The organism is Acidaminobacter sp. JC074 (assembly GCF_022496765.1).
Taxonomy (GTDB): domain Bacteria; phylum Bacillota; class Clostridia; order Peptostreptococcales; family Acidaminobacteraceae; genus JABXKX01.
The window spans coordinates 83,950-105,163 of record NZ_VANV01000022.1 but is presented as its reverse complement, the minus strand read 5'-3'; the positions used below and the strand labels follow the sequence as shown (position 1 = coordinate 105,163).

Sequence of the window (21,214 nt, the reverse complement as noted above, 5' to 3'; positions counted from 1 at the left end):
ATTTAATTTTGATAATAAAACTACTCACCAATGATTAATTGCTTGTCTTTAAACTTAAAATAAAGCTTTTGATAGTTAGTTTCAAACTCAGTCTCTGTAGGATCTAGTTTGTAACTGATAATCGCATCCACATAAGTCTTATTATCCATAAAACCATTACCATAAGTTGTTTCTAAAGCAGCAATTTGATCTTCCACATGGAAAGGTAACTCCATTTTTGCATAACTTGAACTAGCAAGGATTTGATCACTGAATCGATAATCCGTGATTAATCTTACTTCTAACTTACTGTCTTTATCTAGATAATCATCTTCATCATTAGGAAGCCTTACTACGAGTGTATAACCAGCTTCTCCATTCATTTGATCATTTATAACTTGACCTGTAAAAATTTCTGTCGAGTACTCAACAGATTTCTCTGTACCAGATGAATCAATAAGAACCACATCGTCAATCTTTGGATATACAAATGATGCAATAACAGTTCCATCAGAAGCTAATAAACTATCCAAACCAATTTCAACTCTAACATCATATAACTTATTAACATTCAGCTTGATATCAAAGTCCAATACAAAATCAAGTGGCGAACCATAAACTTTTTCTTGTAACGGCGTATCAGTAGAAATAACAACATCATTAGAATTATCTAATATCGTCTTTACATTAGACTTACCAGAATAATATCTCTTGTCATCTTCTTTCATAACTGCACGTACATAAACTGTATCGTTTAAGTTTACACCAGCTAACTTATAAGTGTTTGCTTGTACAAGATTTTCGTCAACATCAGGAATATCAACTAATGAATCATTAATATAGATTTCATAACCATCATTTCTGAATAAATGATTCCATCTTAATGTTGCTGATCCATCTTCAGAATTATATGTCGCAGCAAGATTCTCTACATAATCTTTTGTAAATGTAGGCACTACAAGCGGATTAGATAAAACATAATCCATGTCTTGGTTTAAACCTTGTATAGCGAAATACAATGTGTTAGTATCTTCAATCTTAATATTATATAAGTAACTCAAAGTTGGCACTGTGTCAATCTTTTTCATTGTAGTTGGACTATCACCTACATAAACACCATAATACGATGCACCTTCAAGCTCATCCCATGACAGTAACACTTGAGAACTGTTTGGCTTGTAAGTATATTTAAGCCCTTTTACCATATTGTTTCTGGAAAAATCTATTTCCATGATATCAGTTCTACCTGACTCAGCCTCACCTTTAGTTGCCATCACTTGAATAAACTTATTTTTTGTATCTGACTTAAGAAATTCAATTGACTTCTTCACTAAGTCCTCTTTATTTTCATCTAAAGTAACTGTAAATTTATGTTCAACTTCATCAGTCATATCAGAGTTTTCACTTACAAAAATGCTATAACCTGTTGCTTCGTCAATTGGATTCCAAAAGATATTGATATACCCTTTTTCTTCATCATCATGGCCAGAATCATCAAAATTGTAAATAACATCCTTAACTTTATTTTTTATTGTTAATACATTGGAATAAGTAGATTCGTATGAATCAATATGAGCTTTTACTTTATATTGGATCTCTAAGAACTGCGATGTCAACTCATCCGAATACTCAGCTTCTTTTAGGTCCCCTTTAAGTACTGGAAACAAATCATTACCAATATTTCTTACAACAGTATATGAATCAGCACCTTCAAAATCGTTCCATGTCAAATTGACAGAGTACTTATTCTCATCATCAATCACTTCTTTTACGACAGAGCCAAGCAAGTTTTCCACTGGATCTAACGGTCCATCTGTAGCGTACACTTTGTCTGATTGCGAAATGCTCTTACCATTAAACGAACTTCGCTTACCAAATAAGAATACTTCAGTAGGATCTTCAATTTCAACTCCATGAGCTGTGTATGAAAACTGCTCATCAACACTTATTGATCCATTTACCGACTTTGGATTACCATTAATCACTAGATAGTACGTTGATACAGCTGGATCCTTATCCCATTTAAACTTATATATTTTTTCTTCACCAGTAACATTGAATATAAAATTAGCAGGCTTATCAATATAAACAAACTCAGTCGTATCAATATTACCATATACCCCCTTATACTCACCTACGATACCAAACCAACACCCATTTTTCATGTCATCTCGAATAGATAACGTACTTTGGCCATCAGTTATAAGAATTTTTTCATCTTCTAAATTAACATTACTATCGTCAGAATATATAAGGTATAAGTTATCATAATCCTCATTCTTGATATCATACTCAAAATGAAGTACATCTTCAAAATGGTACATGTTATTAAACTCAACATCAGTAGCTGCATAAGGAGAATTAAAAGCTTCATATGAGTAAAACATATTTGAATTCCATGACATTCCCCACAAAACTGGTATTATGCTATCTAGTTTAACATCTTTATATAACTTTGAGCAAATTAACTTTCTGTCTGTATCAATCTTCCTTGCAGAAACAGTAATATCAAAATCATTATTTCCAATTCTGACCAAAGAATACTCTAAATAAAAATCTCTGACATCACCATTTACTCTTTCTTCAGTGATATCACCGTCTAATACAAACTTGAATAATGTTTTCCCATTCCACCATTCATATCTTTCTCTATACACCTGTAGTCTAGTATTCAAAGAGTTGTTAACAATATCACTTAAAATAAAACCTTCTTCATATGAACCGTCATGATACACTCGCGTCACAAATTTATATTCATCACTTTTAAGTGCATTTGAGTTATAATCATATGGCTGATACAAATATGAGTCCGAAGTAGAAAAACTTCTCCAAATATAATCATCATCAGAAGAATCTTTCCAATTCCAAGTCCCTCCTGTATTATTCCACAAACTCCAATCAATTCCTGATTCGAAGTCATCTGACGCTGCATCACCGTCTGGCAAGACAACCGGGATTAAACTATCAGAAAACACTATCATTGGAACTAGCATAATTGCAAACAAAACAATTACAGAAACTATTTTCCTCATCATTTCACCTCCTCCACATTATTAATAAACTCCATTAATTCTATTTCGTCCAAATTCTTACAAGTCAACTCTATACATTTGGTGCCTACTCTAAGATAGGTAATTGAATAGTCTTCAAATTCCTTATACATGTTAACATTTTTCGATGTTAACACAATAAAATCATCACCGCTCAAATTCAACTCTACCAGTTTTTTATCTATAAAATCATAGAAATCGATATTATGAACATTTATAACAATAGATTTGTGTGTTCTAGAACCTTCCATTTTTCTAAAAGCATAAAAGCTATCATTTGAACCCTCATTTTGAAACTCATTATAAATGAACTTCTTATTTACATTCCAAACTATTTTAATTCCTGAATTACCTAAGACGTACTCACTTGGTTTTAGAGTTACATTTCTGCTTTCTGAGTTCCATGTAACATCGACATCAAACAATGTCGATATTGCAGATAATGGAAGATATAAACGATTATCAATTATTTGAGGGGCAACATCAATCGTCAGCTTTTTTTCGTTTAAGTTTAACTTATTGTTTCCAACTTGTGCCATTATAGTATCATTAGAATTTGTTTTTAAATAAACCGTTTTTGATTCTGCTTCCCACTTTATTTGCTCATTTGATATTCCAAACGCATTCGAAATAGCTCTTAAAGGTATCAATGTTCTATTATTTAATATCAAAGGCTTAACTTCAATATCTTGCTCTTCATCATAAGTATCTAATCCTTGGTTATCAACTATCACATTAACATCATACGATATGATGTCTTCACCATATGTTACGGGTAACATTAATATCATTAGTAATACTACAAATATCGTCTTTCTCAATTTATCACCTCATGCTTAATACCTCCTTACATTAAAGGAGGTATTAACTTAAAATTCATCAGTCACATTTGATGGCGCTTTAAACTTGATATAGCTTGAAGATACACCAACCTTTACATCTCTTACTTCTGGATACTCAACAAGTTTTAAAGTTGTGTTATAAGTATAGTAAACTTTCACTTTAATCAACTCATCTATATTTGCATCATATTCTGCATCTAAAAGAGTCCTAAACTTCTCTGGAATCTGATACTCAGTCAAATCTGTAACATGTGCTTTTAACTCATCAAAAATTGATTGCTCCAAATTTCCATTCTTACCTTCATATGCAACTGCAAAGTCGAAATTCAACTTCAAATTAGTGTTTTCATTCATTATCGTATTCTTGTATTCATTAAGTTGAATGAACACCTTAACATCACCTGTACTTGTGGTCTTAGAAGTGACTGCCATAGAATCATATACTGATTTTGAATCAACAATTATTGGATTACCTTCATCATCTGTACGTTCCTTTTGAACACTGAGTGTTGGATAGGTAAACTCTAGTGGTGTATCTGATGACTCAACAGGTAATAATAATTCTACTACAAGTACAGGATCATATAAGAATACTCCATCTGGGAAGCCGTCTTTATCAGATTGGATATCAACTTCAACTTGCTTGTTTACAGCATACATAAAATCATCCATAGATGAAATAATTGCTGTGGTTACCACTTGCTTGATTGGTAATGGTTTACTAGTTTCAGAATAGACATGAATATCACTATCCGTTTTGTAATCTTTTTTCACTGCATCGACAGTAAACTTAATTACATCATCATAACTTGTATATTTTTCAGGATTATCTAAAGCAAATTCATATATCACTCTATTGTTTACTACCTTAAAAATGTCGTCGTTGTCTTCTAATTCCTCGACCTTCGAAGGTTTATCAACTGACTCAATTGATGGTCCCTCCAAGATTGGTAATAAACTATAGTATATTTCGGCCTTCTTATCTTCTTCACCAGTTATATCAGGATTTATAGTATCATCAATTTTATCCCAAGAAACAATAAAGCTATTATTCTCTCTTTCAACCAACAAGTTTAAAATGCTAGGTTTTCCATCTACTTTAGCATCTGCAAGACCAGTCTTTTTACCATTAGATAGTTTCGCCTCAACTCTGTAAGTAATTTCCTCACCATCTTGACCTTCAATAGAGTCCAAATATGAAGTGTTTTCACTCGACACTGTCTTAATTAATTTATTTTCACCATTAAATACTTTATAGATATTGTATTCACTTGCGCCTGGATATGGATCCCAAGATAATAAAACAGAGTTTTCTTTATTTTGACCTTCTTTTTGAGGTCTTTCTGCTGTGAAACCTTCGACCGGATCCAATAATATACTAAATTTTTGCTCAGCAAGACTAACAGAAGTTCTTTCGTCCCCCTCATCTTCGACATCTCTATAATCAAACTTATTTTTATCGGCAGCAAATACATATTCGCCTGGTTCATCAAATGTAATATAATAACCAAAAGTCTGAGGTTGAGCTACGTATTGATCACCTTCAAGCTTATATGCTATAGTCCCCATATCGAATGTTACTTTTTGTCCATCAGTATCAAATTTATCATGAAGTTCATCACTGGTTGGTAAATCAAATCTTAAACCATCAGGAAGAATTTCTTCAAAAAATGTATCTGCTAGTTTTAAATCTGCCTCAATTTCCTTTGATATTTCATCATAAGCAGTGTTTATATCATCTGCAGTAGATGCAAACCAGTGCTGTGCATCAGACGCAGAACCCGCTCTAGTTGTAACAGTAGGTAATACCCCTGAATTCAACGGTCCAAAAGTTAAGAAATAATTCTTCTTAAATCCTCCCAACCTGTCAGCCATTAAATAGGAATATTCATAAGCCTTGTCGGTATTCTCTTCTGTAGCTGTCCAGCTCAACTCACCATCATGATAGTTATAATACTTACTGGACTTTTTAATCTTTAAAGTTTCTTTGTCATAATTGGAATAGCCAGAAGTACTACTTGTAGGAGTATATTTCCAAGGCTGTCCATCTGTTAAGAAGACTAAATATTTATCTGTAGTATCCGCAGGACCAGATTTCGATGAGTTCGCTATCATTTTCGATGCCAATCTCAACGGATCTCCGATATTTGTATTACCACCATCTACCAAGCCATTAATCGAATTATAAATATAGTCATAACTAGATTGATTTTTGCCAGTTTTGATAAAATTCCCATTGTCATCAATTCTAATAGCTTTCGAAATATTTTTCATAGGATTATTAAAATCATATACATCTCCTACCGAAGCGTATTCTATTAACGATATTTTCATCTTATCATTTGCAGCTAACTTATTAAGAAACAATGTTGCTGCCTCTTTAACAATATATATTCTTGACTTAGGATCAGTCGGACTATAATTACCATGTCCTGCTAAGTTACTCCCCATTGAACCTGAAGTATCTATCACTAAGACAATTTCTTTATTTTTTTGTTCAACCGGGAATTCCACTTTTGGAATAGGTGCAAAATTCATAGTGTATTCTACATAAATCTTATTGTTGTTTGTATGCTCTAAATCTAATACAAAATTCTCGAGTTCTTTACGTCCTTCACCCTTTTTATCATAAAATTTTCTTTCAATTGAAACGCCAGCCTTATAATCCTCTTCAACAGCAAAAACTGGAGAAATAATATTAAAGAACATTAGAAACACCATTAATAAACTAATTGCTTTTTTCATACCTTCCTCCTTATTTCCACATTGTAATAATAAACATATCAGGTTCATCATCATAAAAACATTCAATATTCCCTTCAGCAAGAGAAGAGGTAAAAAATGCATAGTCCTCATCATTCCTATAACCATCTATTATTCCATCAATTTTGGGTAGCATTTTAAATGGATCTGACAATGAGCTTAAAGTTGCTTTGAAATCAGTTATCAATTGACTATTGTTTGGATCCTTCACATCAAGTGCAATTGAATAATTCGCACCATTGTTAAAAACATCAATTCTTGAACCATCTTTATAGTTAATAACATAACTCTTATCACTTACCGTTACAGTTTCAATATCCTCATTTTTAACAATATCTGAAAGACTCTTTACAGCAGGATCTCCTAAGCTGTTAGCCAATTTATTCATTTGACTCTTGTCAGCTATAACTTCATCATTGTGTTTTAAGGGTTCATAATCAAAATTAGCTAATAAAGCATCATCAACACTCACCTTATACAATAAAGTAATCGCTGCTTCTTTCGTTGTCTTACCTTTTGGATTGATTGTGTCTAGGTTATCTTTCTTGCCTGTACCTGACATAATCTTATTTTTGTAGTTAAACTCAACGAATGGCTTTGCCCAGTTACTGATTTCGTTTGTATCAGAAAACTGTGATTCTGTAGTCGGAAGTGATTGGTTCTCATTGATCTCATGTACTAAGTTATACACAAGAGCAGCAACCTCTTCACGTTTAATCTCATTATCTGGTCTAAAAGTCTTGTCTTCATAACCACCAACGATACCAGCATTAAATGCTTTTATAATCTCTGTTTCGTACATGTGACCAGATATATCTGTAAAAGGACTTTCATCCTTTATCACTACTTCTATATCATTTTGTTCTAGAACCTTGAGTGCTAACAAAACATATTCAAAACGCTTGATATTGTTTTGATAGTCACCTTTTAAGTTTTCTGGAATCAACTCATCCTTTGAAGCATTTTCAATGAACTCAGTTGCCCATCCACTCGGTTCAGCAAATACTACTAACTGTGTTAACAACAACATCACAACCAGTAGACTACTTATTATTCTCTTTACCATACTTATCTCCTTTATACATACCTATACATCCTTTATTATACACTTTTTTAATTTTATAATAAAGGTTATCAGGTAAATACTTGTTCATTATTAAAATACTATTTCTAATAATACCCATTCTGTATGATATGATGACAAAAATAAAAAAAACAGCGTATAAAACGCTGTTAATTTAATAATAATTAATCTACAGAGATAACTTCTTTACCATTGTAGAAACCACATGCTGCACATACTCTATGTGGAACATTTGGCTCGTGGCATTGAGGACATTCAATAATGTTTGGAGCCGTCATCTTGATGTTAGCTGCTCTTCTCTTGTCTCTTCTCGCCTTAGATATTTTTCGCTTTGGTACTGCCATTATTACACCTCCTTAATCATGAGTGAACAAATTTTTCAATTTTGCAAATCGTGGATCAATCTTCTCATCTTCACAAGTACATTCACTTGTGTTCAGGTTAGCTCCACAATCCGGACAAAGTCCTTTACAGTTTTCATCGCATAAAACTTGCGAAGGCAAATTTAATACGATATCATTGTAAATCACATCATAAAGGTCAATAACAGCCGATTCCACATAGACATTATCGTCTTCCGCGTCATTTCTTTCCTTCACAATAGATCTTACGATTTCCCCTTCAAGTTCATATTCCAGTTCGTCTAAACAACGATTACAGTAATATGTCCATTTTGATCTATAGTTCAACGTCAACGAGAAATTCTCCCCGTTCCTCTTTACCACCCCCGCTACCATTACGGGCGCTATCTTGAACGATTCACTTTTTGAAAGGTCATCATCTTTAGTAAACTCTAGTATAGAATCAATTTCTACCTCATTTACCTTTTGAGATATCAGTTGAGTCAAATCATATTTCATAAACTCACCTCACAAAATAACATTAATAGTATAATTATTTTGCGAGGCTTTGTCAATAGAAATTCCTATTAAATTGAGTTAATTTTTATTTTACTAGCTCTAAAGTATCTCTAGCAATCATTAATTCCTCATTTGTAGGAATAACCATTACTTTAACTCTAGAATCTGGCTTAGAAACAATTGTCTCTTTACCTCTTACCTTGTTAGCTTCTTCATCTAACTCAACACCCATGAACTCTAAGTTTTCACAGATAGATTTTCTGTTGTCGATTGAGTTTTCACCTAAACCAGCAGTAAAGATGATACCATCTACACCACCCATGATTGAAGCGTAAGCAGCGATGTACTTCTTAACTCTTAAATCAAATACGTCTAAAGCTAATTGAGCTCTTTCGTTACCTTCAGCAGCAGCATCTTCGATGTCTCTGAAGTCACTTGAAACGCCTGAGATACCAAATACACCAGACTTCTTATTTAATAAGTTGTTAGCGCCAGCAGTATCTAAGTTTTCTTTATCCATAATATAAGTAACAATTGCAGGGTCAATATCACCACAACGAGTACCCATTACTAAACCTTCAAGAGGTGTGAAACCCATTGATGTAGCAACAGCCTTACCACCATCGATAGCACATAAAGAAGCACCATTACCTAAGTGACAAGAAATTAACTTAAGATCTTTAGCATCTTTACCTAACATAGCAGCAGCTCTTTGGTATACATATCTGTGAGATGTACCGTGGAAACCGTATCTTCTTACGCCATACTTTTCATATAATTCATATGGAAGTGGGTAAATGTAAGAAGTTGCTGGCATAGTTTGGTGGAATGCTGTATCAAATACTGCAACATTATCAACACTTGGTAATAACTCTTGAATCGCTCTGATACCAGTTAAGTTTGGTGGGTTATGAAGTGGAGCAAGCTCGATACACTCTTCTAACGCCTTGATTACATCATCATTGATGATTACAGATTCAGAGTACTTTTCACCAGCGTGAACAACTCTATGACCAACAGCATTTACTTCTTCTAAAGACTTAATTGCACCATACTCTTCATTAGTTAATGCCTTTAATACATTCTCTAATGCAGCCTTGTGGTCTTTCATTTCTACTTCTACAACCTTCTTACCGAAAGCTGGAGTCTCTTGCTTTAATCTAGAACCTTCGATACCGATTCTCTCAACAAGACCTGAAGCCAATTGGCTCTCATCGTTCATATTTAATAATTGGTATTTTAAAGATGAACTACCGCAGTTAATAACTAAAATATTCATGTTTTCCCCCTAGCAATGTATATAGTATACAAACTTTTTTCATTCATACTCATTATAATAGATTAGATATTTTTTTCAAGTAAATATTCACGATATTACGAAAAAAAACAAGATAATACAAATTTATTCTAAGCCACATCCTACAAAGCTTAGACTGTACAAGCCAATCTATAAATGATACCATTATTGTGTACAAGGAGAACATATGAAAGTAGTAGGATTAGTTACAGAATACAACCCGTTTCACAACGGTCATTTATACCATTTAAATCAATCTAAAGAAGAAACTCAGTCTGATTATGCCATTGCCGTCATGAGCGGTCATTTTCTTCAAAGAGGCGAACCCGCCATCATTGACAAATGGTCTAGAGCAAAAGCTGCAGTAGAATCTGGTGTAGACCTTATCATAGAGATACCTACCCTTTATGCTTGCTCGAGTGCTGAATACTTTGCTTACGGCAGTGTTTATTTACTCAACGCTCTTGGCATTGTTGACCATATCTGTTTCGGCAGTGAAGATGGCAACCTAGAAACCATTGACGAGATTACAGATATGCTTTTAAATCCAACAGAAGACTTCCAAGAGGATTTGAAGAAACATCTAAGCGACGGCCATTCATTTCCTAAGGCAAGATCACTTGCACTAAACAAAGATTTTGAGTTTAAAGCCAACAACATACTAGGCATAGAGTACATCAAGGCACTTAAAACCATTGAATCGAATATTCAACCAGCTACCATAAAACGTGTCCAGGCCGACTATCTAGATGAAAACCTTAAAGGCACCATAGCCAGTGCAACGGCTATTAGAAAACATGCGTCAAATCTAGACCAGATAAGAGCTTTTGTACCTCAGCCAACCTTTGACATGATGAACCATCATCACGTCTATAAGGAGGATTTAACGACACTTTTGCTGTATAAAATCAGAACATCCAGTCTAGAAGAAATCAGAGATATCCATGATGTGTCTGAAGGCTTAGAATACAAGATAAAAAAAGTTGCTGAAAGAGTCTCAAGCTATGAGGACTTGTTATCCGGTATCGTTTCAAAACGCTTTACAAAGACCCGCGTTCAACGTATCTTAGTCAAACTGTTGTTGAATATAAAAAAAGATGATTTTATAGACAATCACCCTAAATACATTCGTATTCTGGCTTTTAACGACAAAGGCAAAGCATTACTGAAGAAAATAAAAAAGACATGTACCTTGCCCCTTATTACCAATATCAACAAAATTCAATTGGACCAAGATGCTAAAGACATGTTAGATTTAGATATTACTGCTACCAATATCTATAAGCTTTTAACACCTGATAAAATTGGTGGCGATGATTATCTAAAAAAACCTTTAAACATAAAATAATCACTGGCCTGAGCCAGTGATTTCTTTTGATATAGATTATTATTCATCTTCTTTTTTAACGAACTTAACAAGTTCTGTTCTATTGTGATTGATGGTTTCTAAGAAGTCTGATAGTTTATACTGTAGTTCTTCTAACATTTCATCTGCATAATGATAAGCACCATTTTTAATCTCTTCAGCAGTACGTTCAGCATCACCTACAAGATTTCTACAGTGGTTTTCTGCAAGAACAGTGATTTCATTTTCACTTACTAAGTTATCAGCTATGTTTCTAGCATCTTCAATAACTCGGTTCTCTTCAAATTTTGCATGATTAATCAAACGCGCCTCTTCCTCTTGAGCTGCACGGATGATCTCTTCCGCTTCTTTTTTAGCTTCAATAAGAATTTGATCTTTCTCTTCCTTTATCCACTTAGCTCTTCTAATTTCCTCAGGAATAGCTACATTAATTTTTCGTAAAACTTCTTCTATGTCATCTTTATCAAGCACAATTCTATTTGAAAAAGGAATCGTAGAAGCCGTATTTATCAGTTCTTCTATTTCTTCTAACAGATCTAGTATTTCCATTCAATCCTCCCTAAGCATTTATCATTATTATTATACATAAGAGTAGTTTGATTTGCTAGAAAAAATTTATTTTGTAATCAATTATTCATGAACAAATATCGAAACCATTGAAATACCATACTTCTTCTGCTTTAAAAGGACAAAGCCTTCATAAGAAACTGGCAGTTTATCATCCTTTGAATGCTCAATCACAATCTTGCCTTTTGCATCTAATAAGTTATGTTCAGATATTTTCTTTAGTACCGGCAAGATAAAATCTTGACTGTATGGTGGATCCATTAAAATTAAGTCCGCTTTTTCTAATCTAGAGAAAGAAGATAATACATCCGACTTAAGAAGTTTTACATTTTCTAAGCCTGTTCTGTCAATGTTGTATTCAATGGCTTCATGGCACTTTCTATAATTCTCTACAAGAGTTACCGCCTTGGCACCTCTCGAAGCGGCTTCTATACCTAAAGCACCTGAACCTGCAAACAAATCAATGACTTTTGCATCAATGACATCAAACTGAATCAAATTAAACAAAGATTCCTTAACCCTGTCTGTAGTTGGTCTTGTATTGTTGCCTTCTATTGTCGCTAGCTTGGTACCTCTAGCCTTCCCACTTATTACTCTCATAAATTCTCCTATATTGTAAATTGATCAAACATCTTATGAATACGCTTCATCAACAAACCCTCTTCTGTAATTTCATCGTTTTTCATCATGTCAATGGCCACTTGTTGAGCGACCTCTAAAATACTTTTATTCTTGATTAAGTCCGCAAGCTTAAACTCAGGAAGACCATGTTGTTTAAGGCCGAAGACTTCACCTGGTCCTCTAATTTCCAAGTCCTTATCTGCAATAACAAAACCATCATTGGTATCACACATGATGCCAAGGCGCTTTTGAGTCACATCAGACTTGCCTTCAGAAACCAAGAAACAGTAAGACTGGTCACCACCACGGCCTACACGACCTCTTAACTGGTGGAGTTGAGCAAGTCCAAATCTCTCAGCATGTTCAATGACCATAATGGTTGCATTAGGCACATTGATGCCGACTTCAATAACTGTAGTGGCAAAAAGAATCTGAATCTCATTTTTTTCAAACTGTTTCATAACAGTATCTTTTTCACTGGCCTTCATCTTGCCATGAATCATACCCGTCTTATAGCCAGAAAACACTTGCTTAGATAAAGTCTCATACATAGTCGTCACAGATTTCAGATCAAGAAGATCCGATTCCTCAACAAGCGGATAAACAAAGTAAGCTTGTTTGCCCTTGTCCACTTCGTCTTTTATGTAATCATACATGCGATGAATCTTATATTCAGGTACCCTACTCGTTTTTATAGGCAATCTATTGGCAGGCATCTCGTCCACTTTTGAAATATCTATATCACCATATAAGATCAACGATAAGGTTCTCGGTATAGGTGTCGCAGTCATAACCAAGACATCTGGCGACTCCCCCTTACTCGATAGGATGGTTCTTTGATTAACACCAAATCGATGTTGTTCATCTGTAACGACTAAACCTAAGTTGTTAAAAACAACATCCTCTTGAATGAGGGCATGGGTACCGATGATAATATTCACCTTGCCAGAGGCAATATCTTCTTTAATGCCTGATTTAGAAGTTGACCGAGTCAACAAACCTATGGAAACATCAATACCAGAAAAAGTTTCTTTAAAGGATTCAAAGTGCTGTTCTGCAAGAATCTCTGTTGGTGCCATCATGGCGCATTGATAACCATTAAGTACGGCAAAGTAAATGGCAAGCATGGAAAGAAGCGTCTTACCAGAACCAACATCACCTTGCACCAAACGATTCATAACTTTTTCATTAATCATGTCAGAATAAATTTCAGATAAAACTCTTTTTTGAGCACCTGTCATTTCATAGGGTAAGTCACCAATCAAACCATCTAAAGAGGATTTAATTTCTTTGGTCATATGATAAGCATGGCCGAGTTTCTCCTTAATATCAGATTTAATTAACATGAGTCCAAGCTGGAGGGTTAAAAACTCCTCAAATACCAATCTGTATTTAGCCGTCTTATATGAATCTCGGTTTTGTGGAAAGTGAATCAAGCCAACACTTTTTTCTCTTGGCATCAACTGGTGGTCATGAATTATTTTATCAGGCAAAGTTTCTTCTAAACTTATATCTGCAAAAACCTGCTGGGCTATCTTTACCATGTCCTTTTGAGACAAACCCTCTGTTAGTGGATAAACAGGCTGAATCTTTGTAAAAAGCTCAGAAGGTTTATCCGCAGGCGTAAAATCCGGATGTGTCATTGTAAAACCACCCGGCCCATAAGTTACCTTGCCATAAAATAGGTATTCCCTGTTAAACTTAAAATTAGACGAAACATATCTTGCATTAAAAAAGACAACATCCATAAAGAAAGAACCATCAGATGTCTTTATCTTAAGAAAATCCTTTTTGCCGTACCTCATAGACGATTGTATGTCTATTACAAAGGCTCTGACTGTACAGGTCATTTCAGCCTGAATTTCAGACAAACCGACGATATGCCTTCTGTCGATGTATCTTCTTGGGTAAAACTCAACAAAATCTTCGACTGTGTAGAGCCCTAGCTTATTTAGCAGTTCATATTTTTTAGGACCAATGCCCTTTATACTTGATAATTTGCTTTTTAAATACATAACACACCTCATCCCTATTATACAGAAAAGATGCATTCTTTTGAATGCATCTTTTATATAAGAATGTTATTCAGCTGAAATAATGTAATAATATAATGGTTGTTTACCATTGTACATTTCTATTTCTGCATCTGGATACTTTTCTTCTAGTCTAGCAACCAAGTCATTTACCATTGGATCATCTACTTCTTCACCATAGTATACCGTAAGAATCTCAGCATCTTCTGATATTTCTTCTACAGTCTCTAAGGCAATTTCGTTGATATCATTACCAACAGCAGAGATATCACCATTGGCAACACCTAAAATGTCACCTTCGCTGATTTCACGGTCATTAAAAACAGTGTCTCTAACCGAGTAAGTGATTTGAGCGGTCTGAACATCAGATAAAACTTCAGTCATAGCTTCTAAGTTGTCCTCAGCAGATGCAGCCTCAGAAAATTCAATCATAGCAGCAATTCCTTGAGGAACTGTTTTAGATGGTACTACATACACATCTTTATCACTTAATTCCTTAGCTTGGTTAGCAGCTAGGATAATATTTGAGTTATTTGGAAGAATGAAAACTTGACGCGCATTAACAGCATTAATGGCCTTAGTAATATCCTCAGTCGATGGATTCATGGTTTGACCACCCTTGATCACATAATCAACATTTAAATCTTTAAATAAAGTTTCAAAACCATCACCCATTGTCACAGTAATAAAGCCAAATTCTTTTTCTTCTACAGGCTCTTCTCTATGAACGATGTTTTCATGTTGAATCTTCATGTTTTCAATCTTAATGGTTTGTAATTCACCAATATTTAAAGCATAACCTAAAGCTTGGTTTGGTTCATTAGTATGGATATGAACTTTAATCAAGTCCTCATCACGAACAAATACCATCGAATCACCAAGTGTTTGGATTTCAGCTTGGAAAGCCGTATGATTTGGTATATCCGTTTTAACGATGAATTCTGTACAGTATTGGAACTTAATATCTGCAGGGTCCATAGTTCTTTCAATGTCTACATGTTCTTCATTATCAAAGAAAGTTTCTTTAGCTTCTTTACCAAGGATGGCATCATTAAAACCTTGTAAGATACACATCAAACCTTTACCACCAGCGTCTACAACGCCAGCTTGTTTTAATACATCTAAATACTCTGGTGTTTTCTCTAGAATTTCATTACCACGATTTAAGATGATTTCAAATAAGTCATGAATCTCTAAAGATTCTGTCTCTAACTCTTCTAAATGCGTTGAGATCTTTCTGATGACTGTTAAGATTGTACCTTCTACAGGCTTTAATACGGCCTTGTATGCAACTTCTCTAGCTTGAGTAAATGCTTCGATAAGGTCTTTTGTTGTCAACACTTCCTTATCTTTGCAGCCATTTGAAAAACCTCTAAAAATTTGTGACAAGATAACACCTGAGTTACCTCTTGCACCCATTAAAAGACCTTTTGCAAAAGCTTTTGATACTTCATCCACAGTCTTAAATTCTTTATCAGTAATGTTCTTAACTGCAGACTGCATTGTTAAGGACATGTTTGTACCAGTATCGCCATCAGGAACAGGAAAAACATTCAAAGCATCAACAAGCGCTTTATTTTGATTTAAAGCATATGTGCCTTGATTAAACATCTTAACCAACAGCGAACTGTCTATTTCATTAATTTTCAAAACGATTCCTCCTAAACCTATGACTGTACCTTAATACCTTCAATATTTAAATTAACTTTTGAAACTTTTAAACCTGTTTGCGTTTCAACATTGTATTTTACTTTATCAATGGTATTTTTAGCAACCACAGAAATTTTTGTTCCGAATTGAATAATAACATACAAGTCTATGATGATTTCATCATTTTCCAAACTCACCTTAACACCTTTTGAAAGATTCTCTATTCTCAAAATACTTGTAATACCATTTTTCGTTGTTTGGGCAGCCATGCCCACAATACCATAGGCTTCATTTGCTGCCGCGCCAGCAATCATAGCTATGACTTCTTCATTGATTGAAATCGAACCAATTTCATTCATTATCTTCGTGTCCATAAGACCTCCTTATAAGAAGTTTATTCTTTTAAATTGTACTTATCTATTTTACAGTATAATTCAATCTTTTTCAAATAATTGAACTTTTATTTAGAGACCTTTAACAGTTTAGAGCCTCTTATGGGCATAATACCCCAAAAGTTAAGGATGTAACAATTACTTTGATATCCATCTAATATTTCTAAAAAAAGACACTTTCTCATAAAACGAAAGAATTCCGGAACTAAGTCCGGAATTTCCCATAAAAAATAGGCCTCAGCCTATTTCACTCTGTTTATACAGCTCTCTCAACTTTGCCTGCTCTTAGGCATCTAGCACATACTCTGATTCTCTTAGGTGAACCATTAACGATAGCCTTAACTCTTCTTAAGTTTGGAGACCAAGTTCTTCTATTGTGATTCATTGCATGTGATACGTTGTTACCAGAAACTTTACCTTTTCCGCATACGAAACATTCTTTTGCCATATATAACACCTCCTTCGAGTGATTAAACATTATCAACAGATTTATTTTAACAGAATCTTTCAGACTAATCAAGATATTTTTTTAATCTTTTGAAAGAATTATAAGGAATTCTCCAGATCCCGTTTCTATCCTTACTTTGGGCTTTGAAAACACGTTACTGACGCCTCTGGATTCATGGAAATACAAAGTTTCATCATTTAACGGATATTCTAATCCATAGGTTTTCACCTTCTGTACTGAGCCCGAAAGCGGTACAATCGATAATAAATCTCCGACATTACCTTCTAACTCAATATCACTATTACAGTAGTAAACTTTATTATGATAGTCGAGTACGTAGGCTAGTATATCATGATTTACAAATCGTTTCAATAGGTGAATGTTGGTTATCATATGATCAATTCTATGACCTGTCATCCCCATAAGAACGACTTCGTCTGGTGACTGATCTATAGCATAATCAATAGCCAATTCTGCGTCTGTAAAATCTTTTCTAGTCGGATGTTTGTAAACATTGACATCCGCATACTTTTCTAATAAAGAAGGTTCTACAGAGTCAAAATCACCTATTAAAACATGGGGTTTAATGCCCAGTTTATCCAGATGATTTAAACCACCATCTACAGCTACAATTATATGATCCTCAAGTAAGGGTTTAAAAAATTGCAAGTGGTCGATAGGACCACTGGCAATTACAATAATTTTATTCATAAGCTTTAAAAATTTCCTTAAAATCTTTTACGCGCTTAGGTACGTCATCTGCTTTAAAGACTGCAGAGCCTGCAACGATGCTTGTCGCACCTGCATCTAAGACAGTTTTAACATTGTCAAGGTTAACACCACCGTCTACCTGGATATCCATTGTAAGCTTTCTAGACTTGATCATGTCATCTAAACGCTTGATTTTATCAAGTGACGAACCAATAAAACTTTGACCGCCGAAACCAGGATTAACCGACATAATCAGTACCATATCAAGTTCTGGTAGAATTTCTTCTATTGTCGCTAAAGATGTCGCTGGGTTTAAAGATACCCCCGCTTTTACACCATATGACTTGATGAGTTGAATGGTTCTGTGAAGATGTGGACATGCTTCTTGATGAACAGTAATGATATCTGCACCTGCATCTACGAAGTCTTTAATGTACTTGTCTGGATCAGAAATCATCAGATGGACATCAAATACCATATCTACTTTACCTTGAATGGCTTTCATCACCATAGGACCAAATGAAATATTCGGCACAAAGTGACCATCCATGATGTCTATATGCAACCACTCAGCGCCTGCATTTTCAACAACCTTAATATCCTTCAGTAAATCAGCAAAATCAGCTGATAATATTGATGGCGAAAGTTTTACCACGACTTATACCTCCTGTGCTCTTCTAGAGCATTCATAAAATATACATATGAGTCATAGCGACTCTGACTAATGTCACCAGCATCAACGGCTTCTTTAATACCACATTTAGGTTCATTTAAATGTTTGCAGTTATTAAACTTACAATTTAAGTGATCCTTAAACTCAATGAAACAATCTGCCAACTCTTCAATTTCAATCTCACTGATATCCATAGAAGTAAAACCAGGCGTGTCTACAACCATGCCACCTGATTCAAGCGGTAAGAGTTCACTGTGTCTAGTGGTATGTTTACCACGGGCAATTTTCTTACTTAAACCACCGACTTCTAATTTAATGCCTTCTTGAATTTCATTTAAAAGCGATGATTTGCCAACACCCGAAGGACCGGCGAATACTGATATTTCATCTTTTAACACTTCTTTTAAAGCTTCAATTTCTATATGGTTGGTTGCAGAGGTAGGGATTACCTTATAACCCGCCTTCATATATGTTTCCTCTAATGATTTAACATACGATGCTTGGTCTAAATCTACCTTGTTAAAACAGAGTACAACACTTAAGCCTCTATGCTCACAAATCGCTAATAGTTTGTCTAATAAATTGATGTTTGGATCTGGTTGAGCAACAGCAAACACAACAATCGCCTGAGTAACATTGGCTACTGGTGGTCTAACTAGCTCAATGGTTCTTGGTAGAATTTCATCAATTCTACCCTTAGTAGGATCAGCTTCATCTTTAGAGATGACAACCTTATCTCCTACAAGTGGTGTAATTTTTCTTTTCTTGAAGATACCACGAGCCTTACACTCAAAGTAATCATCTTCAGTTTTAACGTAATAGAATCCGGCTATCGCCTTAACAATAATGCCCTGCATTAATCCTCCCTGATACAACTTAGCATAACGAAGTCATTGTATAATTTTTAGTTTGAAAAGTCAACTGATATTGAAGTGATTAAAACGTCATTAACAAAGATACTTAAAATACCCGATCCTGACCCTTGAACTTCAATTCGTTTACTTGGTTCTTCTTCTGTCGCAGTATGAACAGCATTGTAAATCATTTCTACATTACCATCTTTTTCATATAAAACTTTAACCGCAGCATCTTGTCCAGCTTCAACACCTAATGGAACAATATAAGCTTTTGTTGTAATAGCATTTTCATCACCTGGTGTTTGATCTGGATCAGTTTCTTCTTCACCCGTTCCTAAAGACACAACCACATTGATTAAAGTATCCAGTTCAACTTCTGTACCTTCAGCAACCGATTGACTGATGATGCCGTCTTTTTCTATAGTTGGATGGTTTTCGTAAGTAATCTCATCGATTTCTAAACCAATATCTAAAATTCTCTTTTGAGCTTCTTCTAATGTTAAAGCTGTTAATCTAGGTACAATCACTTTAGAATACTCAGGCCCCAAAGACACAACAACATGGATAACTTCATCATCTTTAGCTTCCGTACCTGCAGATGGTGTCTGAGAAATGATATAACCCTTGTTTAAGTCATCATTGACATACTCAACATCACCCAGTGCAAATGTCATACCGTTTAGTTTTACTTTTGCATCTTCTAAAGTTGTTTGAACAAGATTTGGAATGACAGCAATATCAGGACCAGCTGATGGGTAAATTGTAATTCTGTAATCAGGTCTTAACTTTGTACCCGGCGCAGGTGCTTGGTCATATATTTGACCTAATTCATATTGATTGTTGTTTTCAGCTTCAGCTATAGAAACCTTATACCCTTCCGCTAACAGTCTATTTTCAGCTTCTTCTGTCGTCATACCTCTAACATCTATCAGTTCCATAGTTGTAGGCTCTGGTACCGTATTGGGTTCTAATCTTGTTACGAAAAATACCACAGCAACTGTCACAAATGCCAGTAATACCACCCCGATAACAGCCAGTAAGTTCTTATCTCTTATAATGCCCTTGTTCTTTTTCTTAGTCTTAGTTTTTTTCATTGTTCTATTTTCACCTTTTTCAGCCTTTAGTGCGTCTAAACTTGGAAGTTTCTGCGTTTTATCTGCTGCAGCAAAGTCATAAAATGCTACGTTCTCTCTTGGATTATTGATGATCTTGTCCAGATCAGAGATAAGCTCTTTGGCATTTTGATATCTTTGATTGACATCTTTTAACAAGCTTCTCATCACAATACTTTCCAAACCCTTGTTGAAAGTAGAATTGATTTCACTTGGCTTTCTGATATCATCTTTCATATGTTTTAGTGCAATTTCTACAGCAGTTTCACCTTCGAAAGGCACTTGGCGTGTTGCCATTTCATACATAAGAACACCCAGAGAATAAAGGTCGGTTCTTTCATCCACATTTCTACCCCTGGCTTGTTCTGGAGATGAATATCTTACAGAGCCAATGGCCTCACTTGAATAAGAACGCGTTGTCTCAGTAATTGCACTTGCAATACCAAAATCGGCTACCTTTAAGGTACCATCCTTTGAAACCATTATATTATGAGGCTTGATGTCTCTATGAATGATCTGATTGGAATGGGCGTGTTCTAAGCCCATAGCAATCTGCTTTGAAAAATTCGCAATTTCTTCATTGGTTAAGAAGCCTTCATACTTGGCAATATACTCTTTTAGAGTTATGCCGTCTATAAACTCCATAACAATATAAGGGTATTCTTCATGAATGCCGACATCATAAATATTAACAATATTTTGATGCGACAAAGAAGCTGCAGCTTGTGCTTCTTTCTTAAACTTTTCTATAAACTCTTGGTCATTGATGTATTCGTCTCTCAGCATTTTTACTGCAACAAAACGATTGAGCAAATGACACTTGGCCTTGTAGACAACTGCCATACCACCAGCGCCTACCTTTTCTAGTAATTCGTAACGACTACCGATTATTTTACCTATCATGTTTCA

18 protein-coding genes are annotated in these 21,214 nt (G+C 34.7%); 1 reads left to right on the top strand and 17 read right to left on the bottom strand.

The window, feature by feature from the left end; genetic code table 11:
- Window positions 1-20: 20 nt before the first annotated feature.
- The 7 genes from EZV73_RS22215 to EZV73_RS22185 all read right to left on the bottom strand — a co-directional run bounded on the left by EZV73_RS22215 (window position 21) and on the right by EZV73_RS22185 (window position 9,857).
- Entirely contained in the window at window positions 21-3,014 is a 2,994-nt protein-coding gene (locus EZV73_RS22215) for a hypothetical protein (protein ID WP_240842642.1), read from the bottom strand.
- A complete protein-coding gene (locus tag EZV73_RS22210; RefSeq protein WP_240842641.1) occupies window positions 3,011-3,850 on the bottom strand; it encodes a stalk domain-containing protein in 840 nt (279 codons plus the stop codon). Before EZV73_RS22210 ends, EZV73_RS22215 begins: the two co-directional genes overlap by 4 nt.
- A gap of 48 nt (window positions 3,851-3,898) precedes the next feature.
- Window positions 3,899-6,616, bottom strand: coding sequence for a vWA domain-containing protein (locus EZV73_RS22205; protein ID WP_240842640.1), 2,718 nt, complete (start codon window positions 6,614-6,616; stop codon window positions 3,899-3,901).
- Between the two features lie 10 nt (window positions 6,617-6,626).
- A complete protein-coding gene (locus EZV73_RS22200) occupies window positions 6,627-7,700 on the bottom strand; it encodes an S-layer homology domain-containing protein (protein WP_240842639.1) in 1,074 nt (357 codons plus the stop codon).
- Between the two features lie 182 nt (window positions 7,701-7,882).
- On the bottom strand, window positions 7,883-8,062 hold the full coding sequence (rpmF, locus tag EZV73_RS22195) for a 50S ribosomal protein L32 (protein ID WP_240842638.1): 180 nt from the start codon (window positions 8,060-8,062) through the stop codon (window positions 7,883-7,885).
- 12 nt (window positions 8,063-8,074) lie between these two features.
- A complete protein-coding gene (locus EZV73_RS22190; RefSeq protein ID WP_240842637.1) occupies window positions 8,075-8,578 on the bottom strand; it encodes a DUF177 domain-containing protein in 504 nt (167 codons plus the stop codon).
- 85 nt (window positions 8,579-8,663) lie between these two features.
- Complete coding sequence (locus EZV73_RS22185; protein WP_240842636.1) at window positions 8,664-9,857, bottom strand: acetate/propionate family kinase; 1,194 nt, start codon at window positions 9,855-9,857, stop codon at window positions 8,664-8,666.
- Window positions 9,858-10,062: 205 nt separating this feature from the next.
- Here EZV73_RS22185 and EZV73_RS22180 point away from each other — a divergent pair, with 205 nt between their 5' ends.
- Window positions 10,063-11,223 carry a nucleotidyltransferase gene (locus tag EZV73_RS22180; protein ID WP_240842635.1) on the top strand — a complete coding sequence of 387 codons (1,161 nt, stop codon included), beginning with the start codon at window positions 10,063-10,065 and terminating at the stop codon, window positions 11,221-11,223.
- A 39-nt stretch (window positions 11,224-11,262) separates the two neighbouring features.
- Here the strand turns inward: EZV73_RS22180 and EZV73_RS22175 are convergent, their stop codons facing one another.
- The 10 genes from EZV73_RS22175 to pknB form a co-directional block, all read right to left on the bottom strand.
- Complete coding sequence (locus EZV73_RS22175; RefSeq protein WP_240842634.1) at window positions 11,263-11,790, bottom strand: hypothetical protein; 528 nt, start codon at window positions 11,788-11,790, stop codon at window positions 11,263-11,265.
- Window positions 11,791-11,871: 81 nt separating this feature from the next.
- Window positions 11,872-12,408, bottom strand: a complete 537-nt coding sequence (rsmD, locus tag EZV73_RS22170) for a 16S rRNA (guanine(966)-N(2))-methyltransferase RsmD (RefSeq protein ID WP_240842633.1) — start codon at window positions 12,406-12,408, stop codon at window positions 11,872-11,874.
- Window positions 12,409-12,416: 8 nt separating this feature from the next.
- Window positions 12,417-14,444: an ATP-dependent DNA helicase RecG gene (gene recG / locus EZV73_RS22165; RefSeq protein ID WP_240842632.1), complete on the bottom strand. Its 2,028-nt coding sequence runs from the start codon at window positions 14,442-14,444 to the stop codon at window positions 12,417-12,419.
- Window positions 14,445-14,510: 66 nt separating this feature from the next.
- Window positions 14,511-16,112: a DAK2 domain-containing protein gene (locus tag EZV73_RS22160; RefSeq protein WP_240842631.1), complete on the bottom strand. Its 1,602-nt coding sequence runs from the start codon at window positions 16,110-16,112 to the stop codon at window positions 14,511-14,513.
- A gap of 17 nt (window positions 16,113-16,129) precedes the next feature.
- The gene (locus EZV73_RS22155) at window positions 16,130-16,486 is read right to left on the bottom strand and encodes an Asp23/Gls24 family envelope stress response protein (RefSeq protein ID WP_240842630.1); all 357 of its coding nucleotides are present in this window, start codon (window positions 16,484-16,486) and stop codon (window positions 16,130-16,132) included.
- A 274-nt stretch (window positions 16,487-16,760) separates the two neighbouring features.
- Window positions 16,761-16,952 carry a 50S ribosomal protein L28 gene (gene rpmB / locus EZV73_RS22150; protein WP_240842629.1) on the bottom strand — a complete coding sequence of 64 codons (192 nt, stop codon included), beginning with the start codon at window positions 16,950-16,952 and terminating at the stop codon, window positions 16,761-16,763.
- Between the two features lie 81 nt (window positions 16,953-17,033).
- Window positions 17,034-17,663: a thiamine diphosphokinase gene (locus EZV73_RS22145; protein ID WP_240842628.1), complete on the bottom strand. Its 630-nt coding sequence runs from the start codon at window positions 17,661-17,663 to the stop codon at window positions 17,034-17,036.
- Entirely contained in the window at window positions 17,656-18,318 is a 663-nt protein-coding gene (gene rpe / locus EZV73_RS22140) for a ribulose-phosphate 3-epimerase (RefSeq protein WP_240842627.1), read from the bottom strand. The genes EZV73_RS22145 and rpe overlap by 8 nt, the downstream gene beginning before the upstream one ends.
- Complete coding sequence (rsgA, locus tag EZV73_RS22135) at window positions 18,312-19,193, bottom strand: ribosome small subunit-dependent GTPase A (RefSeq protein WP_240842626.1); 882 nt, start codon at window positions 19,191-19,193, stop codon at window positions 18,312-18,314. The genes rpe and rsgA overlap by 7 nt, the downstream gene beginning before the upstream one ends.
- A gap of 47 nt (window positions 19,194-19,240) precedes the next feature.
- Window positions 19,241-21,208 carry a Stk1 family PASTA domain-containing Ser/Thr kinase gene (gene pknB / locus EZV73_RS22130; RefSeq protein ID WP_240842625.1) on the bottom strand — a complete coding sequence of 656 codons (1,968 nt, stop codon included), beginning with the start codon at window positions 21,206-21,208 and terminating at the stop codon, window positions 19,241-19,243.
- Between the last annotated feature and the right edge of the window lie 6 nt (window positions 21,209-21,214).

Bases quoted from the DNA above. Each gene is read 5' to 3' on its own strand.
- EZV73_RS22200 (WP_240842639.1), bottom strand. From the start codon at position 7,700: ATGGTAAAGAGAATAATAAGTAGTCTACTGGTTGTGATGTTGTTGTTA.
- EZV73_RS22180 (WP_240842635.1), top strand. From the start codon at position 10,063: ATGAAAGTAGTAGGATTAGTTACAGAATACAACCCGTTTCACAACGGT.
- EZV73_RS22155 (WP_240842630.1), bottom strand. From the start codon at position 16,486: ATGGACACGAAGATAATGAATGAAATTGGTTCGATTTCAATCAATGAA.
- EZV73_RS22185 (WP_240842636.1), bottom strand. From the start codon at position 9,857: ATGAATATTTTAGTTATTAACTGCGGTAGTTCATCTTTAAAATACCAA.
- rsmD (WP_240842633.1), bottom strand. From the start codon at position 12,408: ATGAGAGTAATAAGTGGGAAGGCTAGAGGTACCAAGCTAGCGACAATA.
- rpmB (WP_240842629.1), bottom strand. From the start codon at position 16,952: ATGGCAAAAGAATGTTTCGTATGCGGAAAAGGTAAAGTTTCTGGTAAC.
- rsgA (WP_240842626.1), bottom strand. From the start codon at position 19,193: ATGCAGGGCATTATTGTTAAGGCGATAGCCGGATTCTATTACGTTAAA.
- EZV73_RS22190 (WP_240842637.1), bottom strand. From the start codon at position 8,578: ATGAAATATGATTTGACTCAACTGATATCTCAAAAGGTAAATGAGGTA.
- EZV73_RS22205 (WP_240842640.1), bottom strand. From the start codon at position 6,616: ATGAAAAAAGCAATTAGTTTATTAATGGTGTTTCTAATGTTCTTTAAT.
- pknB (WP_240842625.1), bottom strand. From the start codon at position 21,208: ATGATAGGTAAAATAATCGGTAGTCGTTACGAATTACTAGAAAAGGTA.
- rpmF (WP_240842638.1), bottom strand. From the start codon at position 8,062: ATGGCAGTACCAAAGCGAAAAATATCTAAGGCGAGAAGAGACAAGAGA.
- EZV73_RS22145 (WP_240842628.1), bottom strand. From the start codon at position 17,663: ATGAATAAAATTATTGTAATTGCCAGTGGTCCTATCGACCACTTGCAA.
- EZV73_RS22175 (WP_240842634.1), bottom strand. From the start codon at position 11,790: ATGGAAATACTAGATCTGTTAGAAGAAATAGAAGAACTGATAAATACG.
- EZV73_RS22215 (WP_240842642.1), bottom strand. From the start codon at position 3,014: ATGATGAGGAAAATAGTTTCTGTAATTGTTTTGTTTGCAATTATGCTA.
- recG (WP_240842632.1), bottom strand. From the start codon at position 14,444: ATGTATTTAAAAAGCAAATTATCAAGTATAAAGGGCATTGGTCCTAAA.